At 73.1% G+C, this 15,683-nt stretch carries 12 protein-coding genes; 10 read left to right on the top strand and 2 right to left on the bottom strand.

The annotated features are described in order from the left end of the window. The first annotated feature begins 19 nt into the window (after positions 1 to 19). The 4 genes from C1N91_RS15280 (at position 20) to C1N91_RS15265 (ending at position 6,263) form a co-directional block, all read left to right on the top strand. Positions 20 to 1,015 (top strand): DNA-directed RNA polymerase subunit alpha, encoded by a 996-nt coding sequence (locus tag C1N91_RS15280; protein WP_137768410.1) that lies wholly within the window; start codon positions 20 to 22, stop codon positions 1,013 to 1,015. 66 nt (positions 1,016 to 1,081) lie between these two features. Continuing rightward, entirely contained in the window at positions 1,082 to 1,639 is a 558-nt protein-coding gene (gene rplQ, locus C1N91_RS15275) for a 50S ribosomal protein L17 (RefSeq protein ID WP_058728276.1), read from the top strand. Positions 1,640 to 1,806: 167 nt separating this feature from the next. Continuing rightward, the gene (locus tag C1N91_RS15270; RefSeq protein WP_137768409.1) at positions 1,807 to 2,919 is read left to right on the top strand and encodes an FUSC family protein; all 1,113 of its coding nucleotides are present in this window, start codon (positions 1,807 to 1,809) and stop codon (positions 2,917 to 2,919) included. 92 nt (positions 2,920 to 3,011) lie between these two features. Further along, positions 3,012 to 6,263, top strand: coding sequence for a BTAD domain-containing putative transcriptional regulator (locus C1N91_RS15265; RefSeq protein ID WP_137768408.1), 3,252 nt, complete (start codon positions 3,012 to 3,014; stop codon positions 6,261 to 6,263). Between the two features lie 35 nt (positions 6,264 to 6,298). On the opposite strand, the gene C1N91_RS15260 is transcribed toward C1N91_RS15265, so the two are convergent. Next, the gene (locus C1N91_RS15260; protein WP_137768407.1) at positions 6,299 to 7,141 is read right to left on the bottom strand and encodes an ABC transporter permease; all 843 of its coding nucleotides are present in this window, start codon (positions 7,139 to 7,141) and stop codon (positions 6,299 to 6,301) included. Continuing rightward, entirely contained in the window at positions 7,138 to 8,136 is a 999-nt protein-coding gene (locus C1N91_RS15255) for an ATP-binding cassette domain-containing protein (protein WP_137768406.1), read from the bottom strand. Before C1N91_RS15255 ends, C1N91_RS15260 begins: the two co-directional genes overlap by 4 nt. 156 nt (positions 8,137 to 8,292) lie before the next feature. On the opposite strand from C1N91_RS15255, the gene truA reads away from it, so the two are divergent. From truA to glmM, 6 genes are all read left to right on the top strand, one after another. After that, a complete protein-coding gene (truA, locus tag C1N91_RS15250; RefSeq protein ID WP_137768405.1) occupies positions 8,293 to 9,225 on the top strand; it encodes a tRNA pseudouridine(38-40) synthase TruA in 933 nt (310 codons plus the stop codon). Next, positions 9,222 to 9,968, top strand: a complete 747-nt coding sequence (locus tag C1N91_RS15245) for an MBL fold metallo-hydrolase (RefSeq protein WP_137768404.1) — start codon at positions 9,222 to 9,224, stop codon at positions 9,966 to 9,968. Before truA ends, C1N91_RS15245 begins: the two co-directional genes overlap by 4 nt. Positions 9,969 to 10,106: 138 nt before the next feature. Continuing rightward, positions 10,107 to 12,905: an ExeM/NucH family extracellular endonuclease gene (locus tag C1N91_RS15240; RefSeq protein WP_137768403.1), complete on the top strand. Its 2,799-nt coding sequence runs from the start codon at positions 10,107 to 10,109 to the stop codon at positions 12,903 to 12,905. Between the two features lie 311 nt (positions 12,906 to 13,216). After that, positions 13,217 to 13,663: a 50S ribosomal protein L13 gene (gene rplM, locus C1N91_RS15235; protein WP_022904636.1), complete on the top strand. Its 447-nt coding sequence runs from the start codon at positions 13,217 to 13,219 to the stop codon at positions 13,661 to 13,663. 36 nt (positions 13,664 to 13,699) lie between these two features. Continuing rightward, positions 13,700 to 14,185 (top strand): 30S ribosomal protein S9, encoded by a 486-nt coding sequence (rpsI, locus tag C1N91_RS15230; RefSeq protein WP_058749472.1) that lies wholly within the window; start codon positions 13,700 to 13,702, stop codon positions 14,183 to 14,185. Positions 14,186 to 14,207: 22 nt separating this feature from the next. Beyond that, positions 14,208 to 15,584, top strand: coding sequence for a phosphoglucosamine mutase (gene glmM / locus C1N91_RS15225; protein WP_137768402.1), 1,377 nt, complete (start codon positions 14,208 to 14,210; stop codon positions 15,582 to 15,584). The last annotated feature ends 99 nt before the right edge of the window (positions 15,585 to 15,683 follow it).

The following is a 15,683-nucleotide window of genomic DNA, read 5'->3' as shown; positions in this document are numbered from 1 at the left end:
CGCCGAAAGGAATCCCACAGTGCTCATTGCACAGCGCCCCACCCTGACCGAGGAGTCGATCTCCGAGTACCGCTCGCGCTTCGTCATCGAGCCGCTCGAGCCGGGCTTCGGTTACACCCTCGGCAACTCGCTGCGCCGCACGCTCCTCTCCTCGATCCCCGGCGCGGCTGTCACCAGCATCCGCATCGACGGCGTCCTCCACGAGTTCAGCACCGTCCCCGGTGTCAAGGAAGACGTCACCGAGATCATCCTCAACATCAAGAGCCTCGTCGTCTCCAGCGAGCACGACGAGCCGATCACCGCGTACCTGCGCAAGCAGGGTGCCGGTCAGGTCACCGCGGCGGACATCTCCGCCCCGGCCGGCGTCGAGATCCACAACCCGGACCTCGTCATCGCGACCCTGAACGACACCGCGCGCTTCGAGCTCGAGCTGACGATCGAGCGTGGCCGTGGCTACGTCTCGGCGACGCAGAACCGCTCCGAGTTCAGCGAGGCCGGGCAGATCCCGATCGACTCGATCTACTCGCCGGTCCTCAAGGTCACCTACCGCGTCGAGGCGACGCGTGCCGGTGAGCGCACGGACTTCGACCGCCTGGTCGTCGACGTCGAGACGAAGCCGGCGATCTCGCCGCGCGACGCCATCGCGTCGGCCGGCCGCACGCTGGTCGAGCTGTTCGGTCTCGCCCGCGAGCTGAACACGGCGGCCGAGGGCATCGAGATCGGCCCCGCGCCGGTCGACGCGGTGCTCTCGAACGAGCTGCAGACCCCGATCGAGGACCTGGACCTGTCGGTCCGCAGCTACAACTGCCTCAAGCGGGAGGGCATCAACACGGTGTCCGAGCTCGTCGCCCTGTCGGAGACGCAGCTCATGAACATCCGCAACTTCGGTCAGAAGTCGGTGGACGAGGTCAAGGACAAGCTCACCGAGCTCGGCCTGTCCCTCAAGGACACCGTCCCCGGATTCGACGGCGCCCACTTCTACAGCGGGTACGACGAGGACGAGTCCAACAACTGACCTCGCGCTGACGCGCACGCGCGCCGATGAGTCGGTGCGCACCACCATCACCACTGGAGAACTGACATGCCGAAGCCCAGCAAGGGCCCCCGCCTCGGTGGCGGCCCCGCCCACGAGCGCCTGCTCCTGAGCAACCTCGCCAACGCCCTCTTCACGCACGGTCGCATCACGACCACCGAGACGAAGGCCAAGCGCCTCCGTCCCGTCGCCGAGCGTCTCATCACGTTCGCGAAGCGTGGCGACCTGCACGCTCGTCGTCGGGTCATCGCGCAGCTGCGTGACAAGTCCGTCGTGCACACGCTGTTCACGGAGATCGCCCCGCAGGTCGAGGACCGTCAGGGCGGCTACACCCGCATCACGAAGCTCGGCTTCCGCAAGGGTGACAACGCGCCGCTCGCCTCGATCGAGCTCGTCCTCGAGCCGGTGTCCAGCACGCCGGCCCCGGTGAAGCGCTCCGCGGCCCCGGCCGCTGCCGCTCCGGCCGAGGAGACCCCGGCCGAGGAGACTCCGGTCGAGTCCACGGAGACGACCGAGGAGTCCGCTCCGGTCGAGGCCGAGACCGAGACCCCGGCTGCCGCCGAGGTCGAGGCCGACGCCGAGGCCAAGTCGGACGACGCCAAGTAGGTCCAGCACCACCGCACGGAACCCCCGCGACGCTCGTCGCGGGGGTTCCGTCGTCCCCGCGGGTCCCTGTCGCCGGACGGGAGGCGCGGGGCGGGGTCGCCACGGGCCTCCCGTCCGGCACGCACCCGCGTCCCCTCCCAGCGTCACCGCCGTACGGTGATCGCGACATGGCGAGAGCAGAGCGGATCACCGGCGCCGGGCGCCGTCTGTGGCGGTGGAGTCGGGACTCCGGGACCCAGCCGCGGCTGCTGCTCGCCGGCAAGGCGGCACTCGCCGCCGTGATCGCATGGACGCTGGCGAAGTACGCTCCGGGTGTCGCCGCGGAGTACCCGTACTACGCACCCCTCGGCGCGATCGTCGCGATGCGCACCACGGTCTTCGCGGGGATCCGCGCCGGCGTCCAGACGCTCGTCGGCATCACGCTCGGGATCCTGATCGCCGGCTTCACGATGCTCGTCGGCGATCCCGGCGTCATCGCCGTCGCACTCGTGGTGGGGCTCGGCGTGCTCGTGTCCGGGTTCCGGATCCTCGGCGAGGGCTACTCGTGGGTGCCGATGGCGGCGCTCTTCGTGCTGCTCGTCGGTGGCGGCAACGCCGAGGGCTACTCGTTCGCCTACGTCGTGCAGATGGGCATCGGGATCGCGATCGGGCTCGCGGTGAACTTCGCCGTGGTGCCGCCGCTGCACTTCTGGGACGCCGAGCGGCGCATCGACCAGGTGAACGGCGTGCTCGCGCAGCAGCTCGACGACCTGGCGGACGTGCTCGACGAGGGCGAGCCGGACACCGGGGCCTGGGACCGCCAGCAGGAGCGGCTGGACAAGGCGATCGCCGACGTGCGGGACCGTGTCGCGACGGCGCAGGAGGCCCGGCGGATGAACCCGCGCAGTGTGCTCCGCGGGTCGCGGGCCCGGCTGCAGACGGACGGTGCGCGCTTCCGGGCGCTCGAGCGCGTCGCCTGGTACACGACCGACCTCACGGAGCTCGTCGCACGCTCCGGACCGGTGGCGGAGAACCTCGGCCGCCCGGACCCGGCGTTCGCGGAGCCGTTCGCCGCGGCCCTCCGCCGGGTCGCCTGCGTGGTCCGCGGCGACTGCGCGGAGGACGGCGCGGACGAGGCGATCGCCGATCTCGAGCGGGCGCTCGACGCCAGCGACGCCGATCCGTCGCAGGTCACGGTGACCTCGAGCGCGATCGTGGCGTTGCGCGGTGTGCTCGAGTCCGAGAAGCGGGCGACCGCCGACGTGGACACCGAGACCGGTCCGTCCGGCCGACGCGGCTGATGCCGCGGATCGCAGCGCCGTCGCGGACCACATCGCCGTCGCGGACCGCACCGCCGTCGCGGTCCGGCGCCGGCCGTCAGTAGGATCCGAGGGTGTCCGTCGCGTCCCGTGTCGCCGTCCTCGGACCGGTGACGGTCGCGGGGCCGGACGGTGCCCCGCTGGCGGTCCCCGGCGCCCTGGCCCGGTCGTTCCTGACCGCCCTCGTGCTCGCGCACGGACACACGCTCGGCACGGACTCGCTGATCGACGAGCTCTGGGGCGAGGACCGGCCGCGGGGTGCACGCGCGGCCCTGCAGACCCTGGTGTCCCGACTTCGCCGGACGACGGCGGACGGGCTCGTCGTGTCGACCAGCACCGGGTACGCCCTCGGCGGCGATCCGGCCGGCATCGACCTGGTGGCCGTGGAGCAGACCGTGCACGAGACCGACGCCGACGCCGAGGTCGTCCGCGCCGCGCTCGACCGGTGGCGGGGAGCGCCGGGCGCCGACGTCGAGGGGGACCTCGGCACCGCGCTGTCAGACCGCGCCGCAGCGGCGGAGCACGCGCTGCGTCGGCGGCTCGCGACCCTGCAGCTCGCGGACGGTGACCCGGCCGCCGCCGCGACCACCTGGCTCACCGAGGTCGAGGCCGCACCGTTCGACGACACCGCTGCGGCCGGAGCGATGCGGGCGCTCGACGCGGACGGGCGCACCGCCGAGGCACTCGCGGTGTTCGCGACACACCGGGAACGGCTCGCGGACGGCCTCGGCGCCGACCCGTCCGCGGAGCTCGTCCGGCTGAACGCGGAACTCCTCAGACGATCCTCGGCCGCGGAGGACCACCCCGTCCGGCGCACCGGTCTCCGGGTCGCGCCGAACGAGCTCGTCGGCCGTGGGGACGACGTCGCCCACGTCGCCGCGCTGCTCGACGAGCACCGCCTGGTCACCGTGCTCGGTCCGGGCGGGCTCGGCAAGACCCGGCTCGCGCAGGCCGTCGCCGCCCAGCTGCCCCCGACCACGGGCGTCGTCGTCTGCGAGCTCGCACCGATCGGCGACGGCGAGGACCTGCTCCCCGCCCTCGGCGCGCTGCTCGGGATCGCCGAGGTCCGGACGGCCCGCATGCTCCAGGACGCGGTCGTCACCGACCTGTGGGCGCGGGTGGTCCGCGCCCTCGACGACGGTCCGACCGTGCTCGTGCTCGACAACTGCGAGCACCTGCTGCAGGCCGTGGCCCGCTGCACGGCCGACCTGCTCGCCGCCGTGCCCGGACTGCGGGTGCTCACGACCTCCCGGGCACCCCTCGCGATCGGGGGCGAGGTCGTCGCGCCCCTCGGTCCGCTGCCGGTCGAGGCCGACGGGGCCGCGGTCCGCCTGTTCACCGAGCGTGCCCGCGCCGCCCGACCCGGGGCCGTGCTGCCGGTCGACGCCGTCCGTCGGATCTGCACCCGGCTCGACGGGTCGCCGCTCGCCATCGAGCTGGCCGCCGCCCGGATCCGCGGGATGGCCGTCGACGAGGTCGAACGACGTCTGGACGACCGCTTCGCCCTGCTGCGCGGCGGCGACCGCAGCGCGCCCGAGCGGCACCGCACGCTGCTCGCGGTGATCGAGTGGAGCTGGCGACTCCTCGACGAGGGTGCCCAGGACCTGCTGACCAGGCTCGCGCTGTTCCCGGACGGAGTCGCGGTCGACGCCGTCGAGGCGGTGGCGGAGCCCGGACGGCGGTGGGACGCGCTCGACGACCTGGCCGAGCTCGTCGAGCAGTCGCTCGTGCAGCTCGTCGAGGCCGAGGGGGAGCCGGTCCGCTACCGGCTGCTCGAGACCGTGCGCGAGTTCGGGGCCGCACGCCTGGCCGAACGGGGCACCACCGATGCCGTCCGCACAGCGATGACCGCCTGGGGTCGGGAGCTGTCGGCGGCACGCAACCTGTTCGCGCTGCGGGGCCCGGCGCAGCTCGTCGCCTTCACGGAGGTCCGGCGCGAGGCCGACACCCTCGTCACCCTGCTCCGCTGGGCACTGCGCGCCGACGACGTCCCGACGGTCACGCGCGTCTTCGCCGCCCTCGGCGGGTACTGGACCCTGCGCGGCCTGCACCGCGAGGTCGTCGCGACGGCGCCCGACGTGGTCGCCGCACTCCGGTCGGGCGTCCCGCGGCCGGAGGACCGGACCGCCGCGGTCGTCGGGCTCGTGATGGCCGGGGCCACGTCGGCGTTCTCGGACCTCCGCACGACGGCGCGGGCGATCACGGGCCTGCGGACCCTGCACAAGACCGGTCGTGCCGAGGACCCGGTCGTCGATGCGCTCGCCTCGCTCCTGCTCTCGGTCGCGCGACCCGAGCAGGGCTTCGCCGAGCTCGCGCGCCTCCGCGAGGACCCGGAGCCCGCGGTGGCCTGCCTCGGCACGATGCTGAGCGCCCCGCTGGCCGAGAACGCCGGCGAGCCCATCGCGGCCCTGCGGTACGCGCGCCGGGCGAAGGAACTGGCGGAGGCGACGGGCGAGGCCTGGACCACCGGCACCGTCGCGGTCACGCTCACGCAGTTGCTCGCACAGTCCGGGCGGTACCGCGAGGCCCTGGTCGAGGCGGTCACCGCGCGCGAGCACCTGGAGCGCTTCGGCGCCGACGACGACCTGTACGAGATCGGCTGGACGGTGGGCCTGGCGTCCGCGGCGACCGGCGACGTCGAGCGCGCCCGGTCGATCGCCGCGGACCTGCGGCACCGGCCGGCGGGCGGGCGCGGGGGCTTCGAGGACCGCGGGCTCATCGCGGTCCTGGCGGTCGCCATCAGCGCCGAGTGCGCGCGGTGGGAGGGGGACCTCGAGGCCGCGGCGGCCGGGTACACCGAGGCCTGGGACGTCGTGCAGCCGGGGCGTGGTGCCGCTACGCACTGGGCGCTCATGGCGGGGGCCGCACGGATCGCGGCGGTGGACGAGGCGGCGGTGCGTCGGGTCGAGGACGCGGCCACGAGCCTCCCGGCCGCCGCGGTCGGGGCGGAGCGGGCGCACACGTCGTTGCCCGCGGCGGAGCTGGCGGTCGCTCGACGGGTGCGGGTCGGCACGCTGGTGCAGCTGCGCCTGCGGCAGGTCCGCCGGGACGTCCCGGTCATCGGCACGGCGCTCGCCGGACTCGCGATCGCCTACGTCCGCACCGGACGTCCGGACGCGGCGGTCGCGTGCTGGGGCACGCTCACCCGGGTCGGGTCACGGCAGGACTTCGCGGTCCTCGCCCACGCCCGGCTCCGACCGCTGCTCGCCGAGGTCGTGGGGGAGCGGGCGCTCGCCGACGCCGAGACGGCCGCGGCCGGCAGGGACCGGGCCGAGGCCGTCTCGTGGGTGCGGGGAGTGCTCGAGGACGCGCGCCTGCCCGCCTGAGCCGGGCACGGGGGCCCGGCCGGGTCCGCGGGCCGTCAGGCCTTCCGCATGTAGGCGCGGACGGTCAGCGGCGCGAAGACCGCCACCACGACCGCGGCACCGAGCAGGCTGAGCCAGAGGTCGCCGCCGACCGCCCCGTGGTTGACCAGGTCGCGCACCGCGGTGATGAGGTGCGAGACCGGGTTGACCTCGGTGAACCAGCGGAGCCAGCTCGGCAGCGTGTCCGTCGGGACGAACGCGTTCGACAGGAAGGTCAGCGGGAAGAGCACGAGGTTCGCGATGCCGGAGACGCTCGACGCCGTCCGGGCGATCACGCCGAAGTACGCGAAGACCCAGCTGATCGCCCACGCCACGACGATGACGAGCAGCGCCGCCAGCAGGACGGCACCGAGGCCACCCGCGGGGCGCAGGCCCATGACGATGCCCACCACGAACGTGATCGTCGTGGCGATCGCGTAGCGGACGGTGTCGGCGAGCAGCGCGCCGGCGAGCGGGGCGATCCGGGCGATGGGGAGCGACCGGAATCGGTCGAAGACGCCCTTGTCCATGTCCTCGCGGAGCTGGACCCCGGTGACGATCGACGAGGTGATCGCCGTCTGCACGAGGATGCCGGGGATGATCACGGGCAGGTAGCTGCCGACGTCGCCGGAGATCGCACCGCCGAAGATGTACGTGAACATCACGGTGAAGACGATCGGCATGAGCGTCACGTCGAACAGCTGCTCGGGCGTCCGCCGGATCTTGACGAGCCCGCGGTACGCCATCGTGAACGACTGGCGGACCGTGGCGGCGAGGCCGGTGCCGCCGACCCAGGGACGCGGGGTGTCGCGCGGCGCCGAGGACGGCGTGGTGGTCGGGGTGAGGGTGGTGGCGGTCATGCGAGGCTCCCTTCGAGCGCGCGGTCGGTCGTGGCGGTGTCGGCGTCGGCCGGTGCACCGGTGATGGTGAGGAAGACCTCGTCGAGGGTCGGCTTCTGCACGCTCATCTCGGCGAGCGAGACCCCAGCGTCGCGGAACGAGACGAGCAGGTCCGTGACGCGGTCGGGCGCGGTCATCGGGGCGGTGAGCCGCGCGCCCTCCGGGCTGACGACGGCGGGGACGCCGAGGACGCGCTCCACGAGCGACGTCGCCGTGGCGAGGACGTCCGGCGCCGCGTCCGCCAGGCGGAGCTGCAGCGAGGCGGTGCCCACCGACGACTTGAGGTCGTCCGCGGTGCCCTCGGCGACCACGCGGCCGTGGTCGATGACGGCGATGCGGTCGGCGAGCTGGTCGGCCTCGTCGAGGTACTGCGTCGTGAGCAGGACGGTCGACCCGGTCGCGACGAGCTCGCGGATCGTGTCCCACATCTGCGCACGGGTCCGCGGGTCGAGCCCCGTGGTGGGCTCGTCGAGGAAGATCAGCGGCGGCTGCGCGATGAGGCTCGCCGCCAGGTCGAGCCGGCGGCGCATCCCGCCGGAGAACGCCTTGAGCGGGCGGGACGCGGCCTCGGTCAGGCCGAAGCGCTCCAGCAGCTCGCGCGCCTTGCGCTTCGCGTCGCCGCGGGACAGCCCGAGCAGCCGCGCGAAGATGACGAGGTTCTCGGTGGCGCTGAGCGTCTCGTCGACGCTCGCGTACTGCCCGGTCACCCCGATCAGGGAGCGGACGGTCTGCGGCTCGCGCCGGACGTCGTGCCCGAAGACGCGGGCCTCGCCGCCGTCCGGCCGCAGCAGGGTCGCGAGCATCGAGATGGTGGTCGTCTTGCCGGCGCCGTTCGGGCCGAGCACGCCGTAGACCGTGCCGGCCTCGACGCGGAGGTCGACACCGTCCACGGCACGGTTGCTGCCGAACGTCTTGACGAGGCCGGTCGCCTCGACGGCGAGTGGTGTGGTGGTCATCGCAAGGTCCTTTCGTCGATGTCGGGACCGATGCTCCCGCCGACCGCTCACGCGGCACTGACGCGGCGCTGACACCGGCGGGCGGCCGCCGTCAGCGGGGGACCGGACGGTCGGTGCGGACGGGAGGCCCGCCCCGGCCCCGGTACGCTCGCTCCCGTGGCAGGGACGGACGACTCGGACGCCGGCGCGAGCGGCGCGGTGCGGCTGCGGCTGGACGTCGCCTACGACGGCGCGGCGTTCTCCGGTTGGGCCCGGCAGCCCGGGCTGCGGACCGTGCAGGGTGCGCTCGAGTCCGCGCTCGCGACGGTCTTCACCCGCTGGGGTGAGCCGCCGCTGCTCACGGTCGCCGGACGGACCGACGCCGGGGTGCACGCCACCGGACAGGTCGCCCACCTCGACCTCACGCCCGAGCAGTGGGGCGCGCTCACGAGACCGCGGCGGTCGTCGCCGGACGGGCCTCCGCGGACCTCGCTCGACGGGCTCGTCAAGCGCGTCAACGGTCTGGCCGGTGCCGCCGGGGACGTCGTCGTGACGCGGGCGTCGGTCGCGCCGGACGGGTTCGACGCCCGGTTCTCCCCGCTCTGGCGGCGGTACGAGTACCGGGTGGCGGACGCCGACGCCCCCCGCGACCCACGTCGACGGGGGCACACGCTCTGGCACCCGACGCGCCTGGACCCGGCGGCGATGGAGCGCGGTGCGCTGACGTTGCTCGGGCTGCACGACTTCGCGACCTTCTGCAAGCCGCGCGAGGGCGCGACCACGATCCGGACGCTGCAGGAGTTCCGCTGGGACCGCGAGCCGGACGGCGTGCTGGTGGCGCGCCTCCAGGCCGACGCGTTCTGCCACTCGATGGTGCGGGCGATGGTGGGGGCGACCATCGCCGTCGGTGAGGGCCGCATCGGGCCGGACCGCCTCGAGGAGCTGCGCGTCGCACAGCAGCGCACCAGCGCGTTCAAGGTCGCGCCGGCGGTCGGGCTCACGCTCACCGAGGTCGGGTACCCGGGGGACGACGAGCTCGCGACGCGTGCAGCGCAGACACGCGCACGCCGCACGGACGACGAGCCGGGCGCCGGTAGCGTCGGGGGATGAGCTCCCGCAGGCCCCGGTCCGTCGTCTCCGTCGCCCCCGGGGTCGTGTTCGTCGAGGGGCCGGTGTCGAACTGGGTGGTGCTCGCCGAGGAGGACGGCGTCGCGCTGATCGACGCCGGGTACCCCGCCGACGCCGGGCTCGTCCTCGACACCGTGCGCTGGGCCGGGCACGACCTCGACGACCTGCGGCGCATCTACGTCACGCACGGGCACGTCGACCACGTCGGTGGCATCCCGGGGATCCTCGAGCGGCACCCGCACGTGCAGGTCCTGGCGCACGCCGACGAGCTCGACAACGTCCGCGGTCCCGAGCGGCAGCAGGTCCGGCCGGCGGAGATCGGCGGACGGCTGGCCGCGCCCCGGACCCTGCGCTGGCTGGCGCGCGCGATCGGCTCCGACGCCCTGCGTCCGGTGACCGTCCCGACCGCCCGGGCCTTCACCGCGCAGGACTTCGCGGGGCGGGCGACGACGCCGTTCCCCGCCGTCGGGCACACGGCCGGGTCGACCGCGTACCTGCTGCCGGCTGCGAACGCGATCGTCACCGGCGATGCAGTGATCTCGCACCACGACACCCTGCCGGGGTCGTGGCAACCACGCCCGCGGATGATCACGCCGTTCTTCACCGCCGACCAGGCGACGGCCCTCGAGTCCGCACGGGCGCTGCCGATCCCGGAGATCGTGCTGCCGGGGCACGGACCCGCCGTGCACCGTGTCGGCAGCGGGTGGGTGCCGGTCACGGGCTGACACCGGTCGCGGGCCGAGGGAAGGTGCCGCCGGTCGGTGTCCCTCGTGCGGGGGGAACATCGTTCACCTGTCGGAAACCTGAGCGACTCATCAGGTGACTAGCGTGACGAGGTCCCCCTCCTCCTGCCGAAGGTCAGCATGCCCAACCTCCTGCGGCGCACCGTGCTGTGCGCCACGGTGGCGGCGACGCTCGTCGCCGCCCCACTCGTCTCCGTCTCCACCGCTCTCGCGAACCCCGCGGGTACCGGCCTCGTCATCTCCGAGGCGTACCTCAAGGGCGGCAGCGCGAACGCCTTCTACAAGGAGAAGTTCGTCGAGATCGCGAACCCGACCGCGACGCCGGTGTCGCTCGCCGGCTGGTCGCTCCAGTACCGCGCCGCCGGCAGCACCGGGAACTTCTCGGTGAGCGCCCTCGAGGGCACGGTGCCCGCGAACGGCACCTTCCTCGTGTCGATGGCGGGCAACGGCGGCGCGAACGCCGTCGGCGCCGCCCTGCCGACCGCGGACGACACCGCCTCCCTCAACCCGTCCGGCACCACCGGCACCCTCGCGCTCTCGAGCGGCACCGGGGCGCTGGCGCTCCCCGCGGGTCCGGTCGCGACCGGGACGCCCGGCGTCGTCGACCTGCTCGGCTACGGCGCGTCGAACACGTACGAGGGCACCGTCCGCACGGTGACCGGCGGGAACAGCGAGCCGAACGGCCTGACCCGGGCCGGCACGACGGACACCGACGTCAACGGCACCGACTTCTCGGTCACCACGACCCTGACGCCGACGAACGCCGCGGGTGACACCGGCAGCAGCACGCCGACCGACCCCGAGCCGACCGACCCGGGTACGCCGACCACCCCGGCCGAGCAGGTCACCATCGCGCAGCTGCAGGGCACCGGCACGGCGTCGCCGTACGTCGGGAGGCGCGTCGTCACCGAGGGCGTCGTCACCGCGGTCTACGCCACGGGCGGCCTGAACGGCTACACGGTCCAGACCGCCGGCACCGGCGGCGCGGTCGACCTCGCCGCACACACCGCGTCGGACGCCGTGTTCGTGTACTCGGCCGCGACCGCGGGCAGCGTCTCGGTCGGCGACGCCGTGCGCCTCACCGGGTCGGTGGCCGAGTTCAACGGCCTCACCGAACTCGAGGTCGCATCGACCGCCGACGTCGTGCGCCTCCCCGCCTCGGGCGTCGTGCAGCCGGTCCCGGCAACGCTGACCCTGCCGCGCACGGACGCACAGCGCGAGTCGCTCGAGAGCATGCTCATCGCGCCGCAGGGTGACTACACGGTCGCCGACAACTACACGACCAACCAGTACGGCGAGATCACCCTGGCCGCCGGCACGGAGCGCCTGATCCAGCCGACCGAGGTCGCCCGCCCGGGGAGCCCGGAGGCCGCCGCGGTCGCAGCCGACAACGCCGCGCGCAAGGTCGTGCTCGACGACGGCGCGAGCACCAACTTCCTCAGCGCCGCGAACCAGTCGATCCCGGTGTCCTGGCTCACCCAGGGCCCGGTCACGGTCGGCGCCGCCACGACCTTCACGAAGCCGGTCGTCCTCGACTACCGGAACGACGCGTGGAAGTTCCAGCCGACCGCGCCGATCACGGGCGCGACCCCGGTTGCCGACCTGCCCGCATCGTTCTCGGACGTCCGCACCGCGGCGCCCGAGGAGGTCGGCGGTGACCTGAAGCTCGCCGGCTTCAACGTCCTGAACTACTTCCCGACCACCGGTGACCAGCTCACCGGCTGCACGTACTACACCGACCGCGACGGCGACCCCGTGACCGTCCGCGGCGGCTGCGACGCCCGCGGTGCCGCGAACGCCGACGACCTCGCCCGTCAGCAGGTGAAGATCGTGAAGGCGATCAACGCCCTCGGCGCCGACGTCGTCTCGCTCGAGGAGATCGAGAACTCCGCACGCTTCGGCAAGGACCGCGACGCCGCCGTCGGCACCCTCGTCGCCGCGCTGAACGCCGCCGCGGGTCAGGACACCTGGGCGTACGTGCCGTCCCCGTCGGCGCTGCCCGCGACCGAGGACGTCATCCGCCTCGCGCTCATCTACAAGAAGGACCGCGTCGCGCCCGTCGGCGAGTCCACCATCCTGGACGACCCGGCCTTCGTGAACGCCCGTCAGCCCGTGGCCGACGCCTTCCGCCCGGTCGGCGGCACCGCGGACGACGACTTCCTCGTCATCGCGAACCACTTCAAGTCGAAGGGCTCCGGCTCGGGTGAGAACGCCGACCAGGGCGACGGCCAGGGCGCGTCGAACGCCGACCGTGTGCGCCAGGCGACGGCGCTCGCCGCGTTCTCGACGACCGAGCAGCAGAAGTACGGCACGGACAAGGTGTTCATGCTCGGCGACTTCAACGCGTACAGCGAGGAGGACCCGATGGTCGTCCTGCGCGACGCGGGCTACACCGACCTCGGGCCGGCGGAGGACTCGTCCGAGTACTCGTACGTCTTCAGCGGCCTGAGCGGTTCCCTGGACCACGTGCTGGCGTCCCCGGCCGCACTGGCGACGGTCACCGGTGTGGACATCTGGAACATCAACTCGACCGAGTCGGTGGGCCTGGAGTACAGCCGCTACGACTACAACGTCACGGACCTGTACCGCGACGACGTGTACCGCGCGAGCGACCACGACCCGATCCTGGTCGGCTTCGACACGGCGGCCGACGAGACGCCGGGTGACGGCGAGACGCCGGCTCCGGGCGACGGTGGGACGACGGCGCCGGTCCCGTCTCCGGCCCCGACCGCCGGTGCCGGCGCCGGACAGACCACCGTCACGCCGGGAGCGACGCCGATCGCCGCGGCGGACCGTGACGGCCGACTGGCGTTCACCGGCGCCGAGCTGACCGGCGGACTCGCCGCGGCGCTGCTCCTGCTGGCGACCGGCACCGGCCTGGTCGTGGCGCGACACCGGCGGGCGGCACGCACGGACTGATCTCGGGCCGACACCGGATGAGCGACATCGCACCCGTCGATCGACGGGTGCGATGTCGCGTTCCGCGCGCGCCTCGGCGATCGCGGACGGACGGGAGGCGCGTGGCGGGCGCGCCCCGTGCCTCCCGGCCGCGACCGGGCGCGTTCGACAAGGCGAGCCGCGTCGGGTAGGCTCTCACCTTGGTCTGCGCGCCCCGTGCGCCGGACAGTCAGATGAGCCCTCCACCGGGCAGTTCCACGAGCATCGCCCGCGGAACACCCACCGGAGCGGGATTCACGGACTCCTCACCTCGACACGAAAGCAGCACACCTGTGACTCGTACGTTCTCCCCGAAGCCGGCAGACGTCCAGCACGACTGGATCGTCATCGACGCGACCGACGTCGTCCTCGGCCGTCTCGCCACGCACGCTGCGGCGCTCCTGCGCGGCAAGCACAAGGCCACCTTCGCCCAGCACATGGACATGGGTGACTACGTCATCATCATCAACGCGGACAAGGTCGCCCTCACCGGCTCCAAGCTCGCCAAGAAGGTCTACTACCGTCACTCGGGCTACCCGGGCGGCCTCACGGCGACCTCCTACCCGGAGATGCTCGAGAAGCACCCGACCCGCGCCGTCGAGAAGGCGATCCGCGGCATGCTGCCGAAGAACACCCTCGGTCGTGAGCAGCTCAAGAAGCTGAAGGTCTACGCCGGCGCGGAGCACCCGCACGCCGCGCAGCAGCCCAAGGCGTACACCTTCGACCAGGTCGCGCAGTAACGACGGCCACGACGACTTCAAGGACTGATAACACTCATGGCTCAGATCGCTGACTCCCTCGACCAGACCCCGGAGAGCTTCACCACCGAGAGCGCCCCGGCGTCCTCGGAGACCGCTCCCCGCCAGATCCTCAACGTCTCGGGCGGTGCCGTCGGGCGCCGCAAGGAGGCCATCGCCCGCGTGCGCCTCGTCCCCGGTGGCGGCTCGTTCACGGTCAACGGCCGCACGCTCGAGGACTACTTCCCGAACAAGCTGCACCAGCAGCTCATCAACGACCCGTTCAAGGTGCTCGAGCTCCTCGGCGCCTACGACGTCACCGCCCGCATCACCGGTGGTGGCCCCTCGGGTCAGGCCGGTGCGCTCCGCCTCGCGATCGCCCGTGCGCTGAACGAGATCGACCGCGAGAACAACCGCGCCACCCTCAAGAAGGCCGGCTTCCTCACCCGTGACGCCCGCGTCATCGAGCGCAAGAAGGCCGGTCTCAAGAAGGCCCGCAAGGCGTCGCAGTTCTCGAAGCGCTAGTCGCGCGACGAACCCGATCGCAATGCCGCGTCTGTTCGGTACCGACGGTGTTCGTGGACTCGCCAACGGCGAGCTGACGGCCGCGCTGGCACTGGGTCTCGCCCAGGCCAGCGCGGCCGTGCTCACGCACGGACACCATGCTGACGCCCGCCGGGCGTCCGGCCGACCGCGCCCCCGCGCGGTCCTGGCGCGCGACCCGCGCGTCTCCGGTGAGTTCCTGGGTGCCGCGGTCGCGGCCGGTCTCGCCTCCGCCGGCGTCGACGTGCTCGACGCCGGGGTCATCCCCACCCCCGCTGCGGCGTTCCTCGTCGCGGACATCGACGCAGACTTCGGCGTGATGATCTCCGCGTCGCACAACCCCGCACCCGACAACGGGATCAAGTTCTTCGCGACGGGCGGCCGCAAGCTCCCGGACGAGGTCGAGGACCGCATCGAAGCGGCCATGCACGACCAGTCCGCGCCGACGCCGACCGGCGCCGAGGTCGGTCGGATCACCCGGTTCGCCGACGCCGAGGACCGTTACGTGGTGCACCTGCTCGGCACGCTGCCGCACCGGCTCGACGGGATCCACGTCGTGCTCGACTGCGCGAACGGTGCCGCCGCGGGCGTCTCGCCCGAGGTGTTCGTCAACGCCGGTGCCCGGGTCACGCTCATCGGCGCGGACCCGGACGGCATGAACATCAACGACGGTGTCGGGTCCACGCACATCGACAACCTCGCACGAGCCGTCCTCGAGCACGGCGCCGACGTGGGCATCGCGCACGACGGTGACGCCGACCGGTGCCTCGCGGTGGACGCCGCCGGCAACGCGATCGACGGCGACCAGATCATGGCGATCCTCGCGCTGTCGCTCAAGGAGCGTGGGCGCCTTGCCTCGGACACGCTCGTCGCCACCGTGATGTCGAACCTCGGTCTCACGCGCGCCATGGCGGACGCCGGGATCGAGGTCGTGCAGACCGCCGTCGGCGACCGCTACGTGCTCGAGAAGATGGTCGAGGGTGGCTTCTCCCTCGGTGGTGAGCAGTCCGGCCACGTCATCTTCAACGAGTTCGCGACCACGGGTGACGGTGTCCTGACCGGGCTGCACCTGGTGGCCGAGATGGCCCGCACCGGCAAGAGCCTGCAGGAGCTCGCGTCGTGCATGACCGTCTTCCCGCAGGTGCTCCTGAACGTGCGCGGTGTCGACCGGCAGGGTCTGGACGACCAGGGCGTGCAGGACGCGATCGCCGCGGCGACGTCGTCGCTCGGTGACTCCGGGCGGGTGCTGCTGCGGTCGTCGGGCACCGAGCCGGTGGTCCGGGTCATGGTCGAGGCTGCCTCGCAGGCCGATGCCGAGCGCGTCGCCGAGGAGCTCGCCGACGTCGTCCGCGACCGGCTGTCGATCGACGAGGCCGCGTAGGACCTCCATCCCGCTCCGGAACCAGGTTCCGGACACGACACTGTGCTCTTCCGCGGTGCTGTGCCCGGAACCTGGTTCCGCGGGTCCCGCTCGCCCCCG

The sequence above is a fragment of the Curtobacterium sp. SGAir0471 genome, assembly GCF_005490985.1.
Classification (GTDB): Bacteria; Actinomycetota; Actinomycetes; order Actinomycetales; family Microbacteriaceae; genus Curtobacterium.
Note: the sequence above shows the minus strand (reverse complement) of the source record. Positions and strands in the feature narration are given on the sequence as shown.

Coding starts and splice junctions, on each gene's coding strand:
- rplQ (WP_058728276.1), top strand. CDS start 1,082: ATGCCGAAGCCCAGCAAGGGCCCCCGCCTCGGTGGCGGCCCCGCCCAC.
- C1N91_RS15270 (WP_137768409.1), top strand. CDS start 1,807: ATGGCGAGAGCAGAGCGGATCACCGGCGCCGGGCGCCGTCTGTGGCGG.
- C1N91_RS15260 (WP_137768407.1), bottom strand. CDS start 7,141: ATGACCGCCACCACCCTCACCCCGACCACCACGCCGTCCTCGGCGCCG.
- C1N91_RS15255 (WP_137768406.1), bottom strand. CDS start 8,136: ATGACCACCACACCACTCGCCGTCGAGGCGACCGGCCTCGTCAAGACG.
- C1N91_RS15245 (WP_137768404.1), top strand. CDS start 9,222: ATGAGCTCCCGCAGGCCCCGGTCCGTCGTCTCCGTCGCCCCCGGGGTC.
- C1N91_RS15240 (WP_137768403.1), top strand. CDS start 10,107: ATGCCCAACCTCCTGCGGCGCACCGTGCTGTGCGCCACGGTGGCGGCG.
- rpsI (WP_058749472.1), top strand. CDS start 13,700: ATGGCTCAGATCGCTGACTCCCTCGACCAGACCCCGGAGAGCTTCACC.
- glmM (WP_137768402.1), top strand. CDS start 14,208: ATGCCGCGTCTGTTCGGTACCGACGGTGTTCGTGGACTCGCCAACGGC.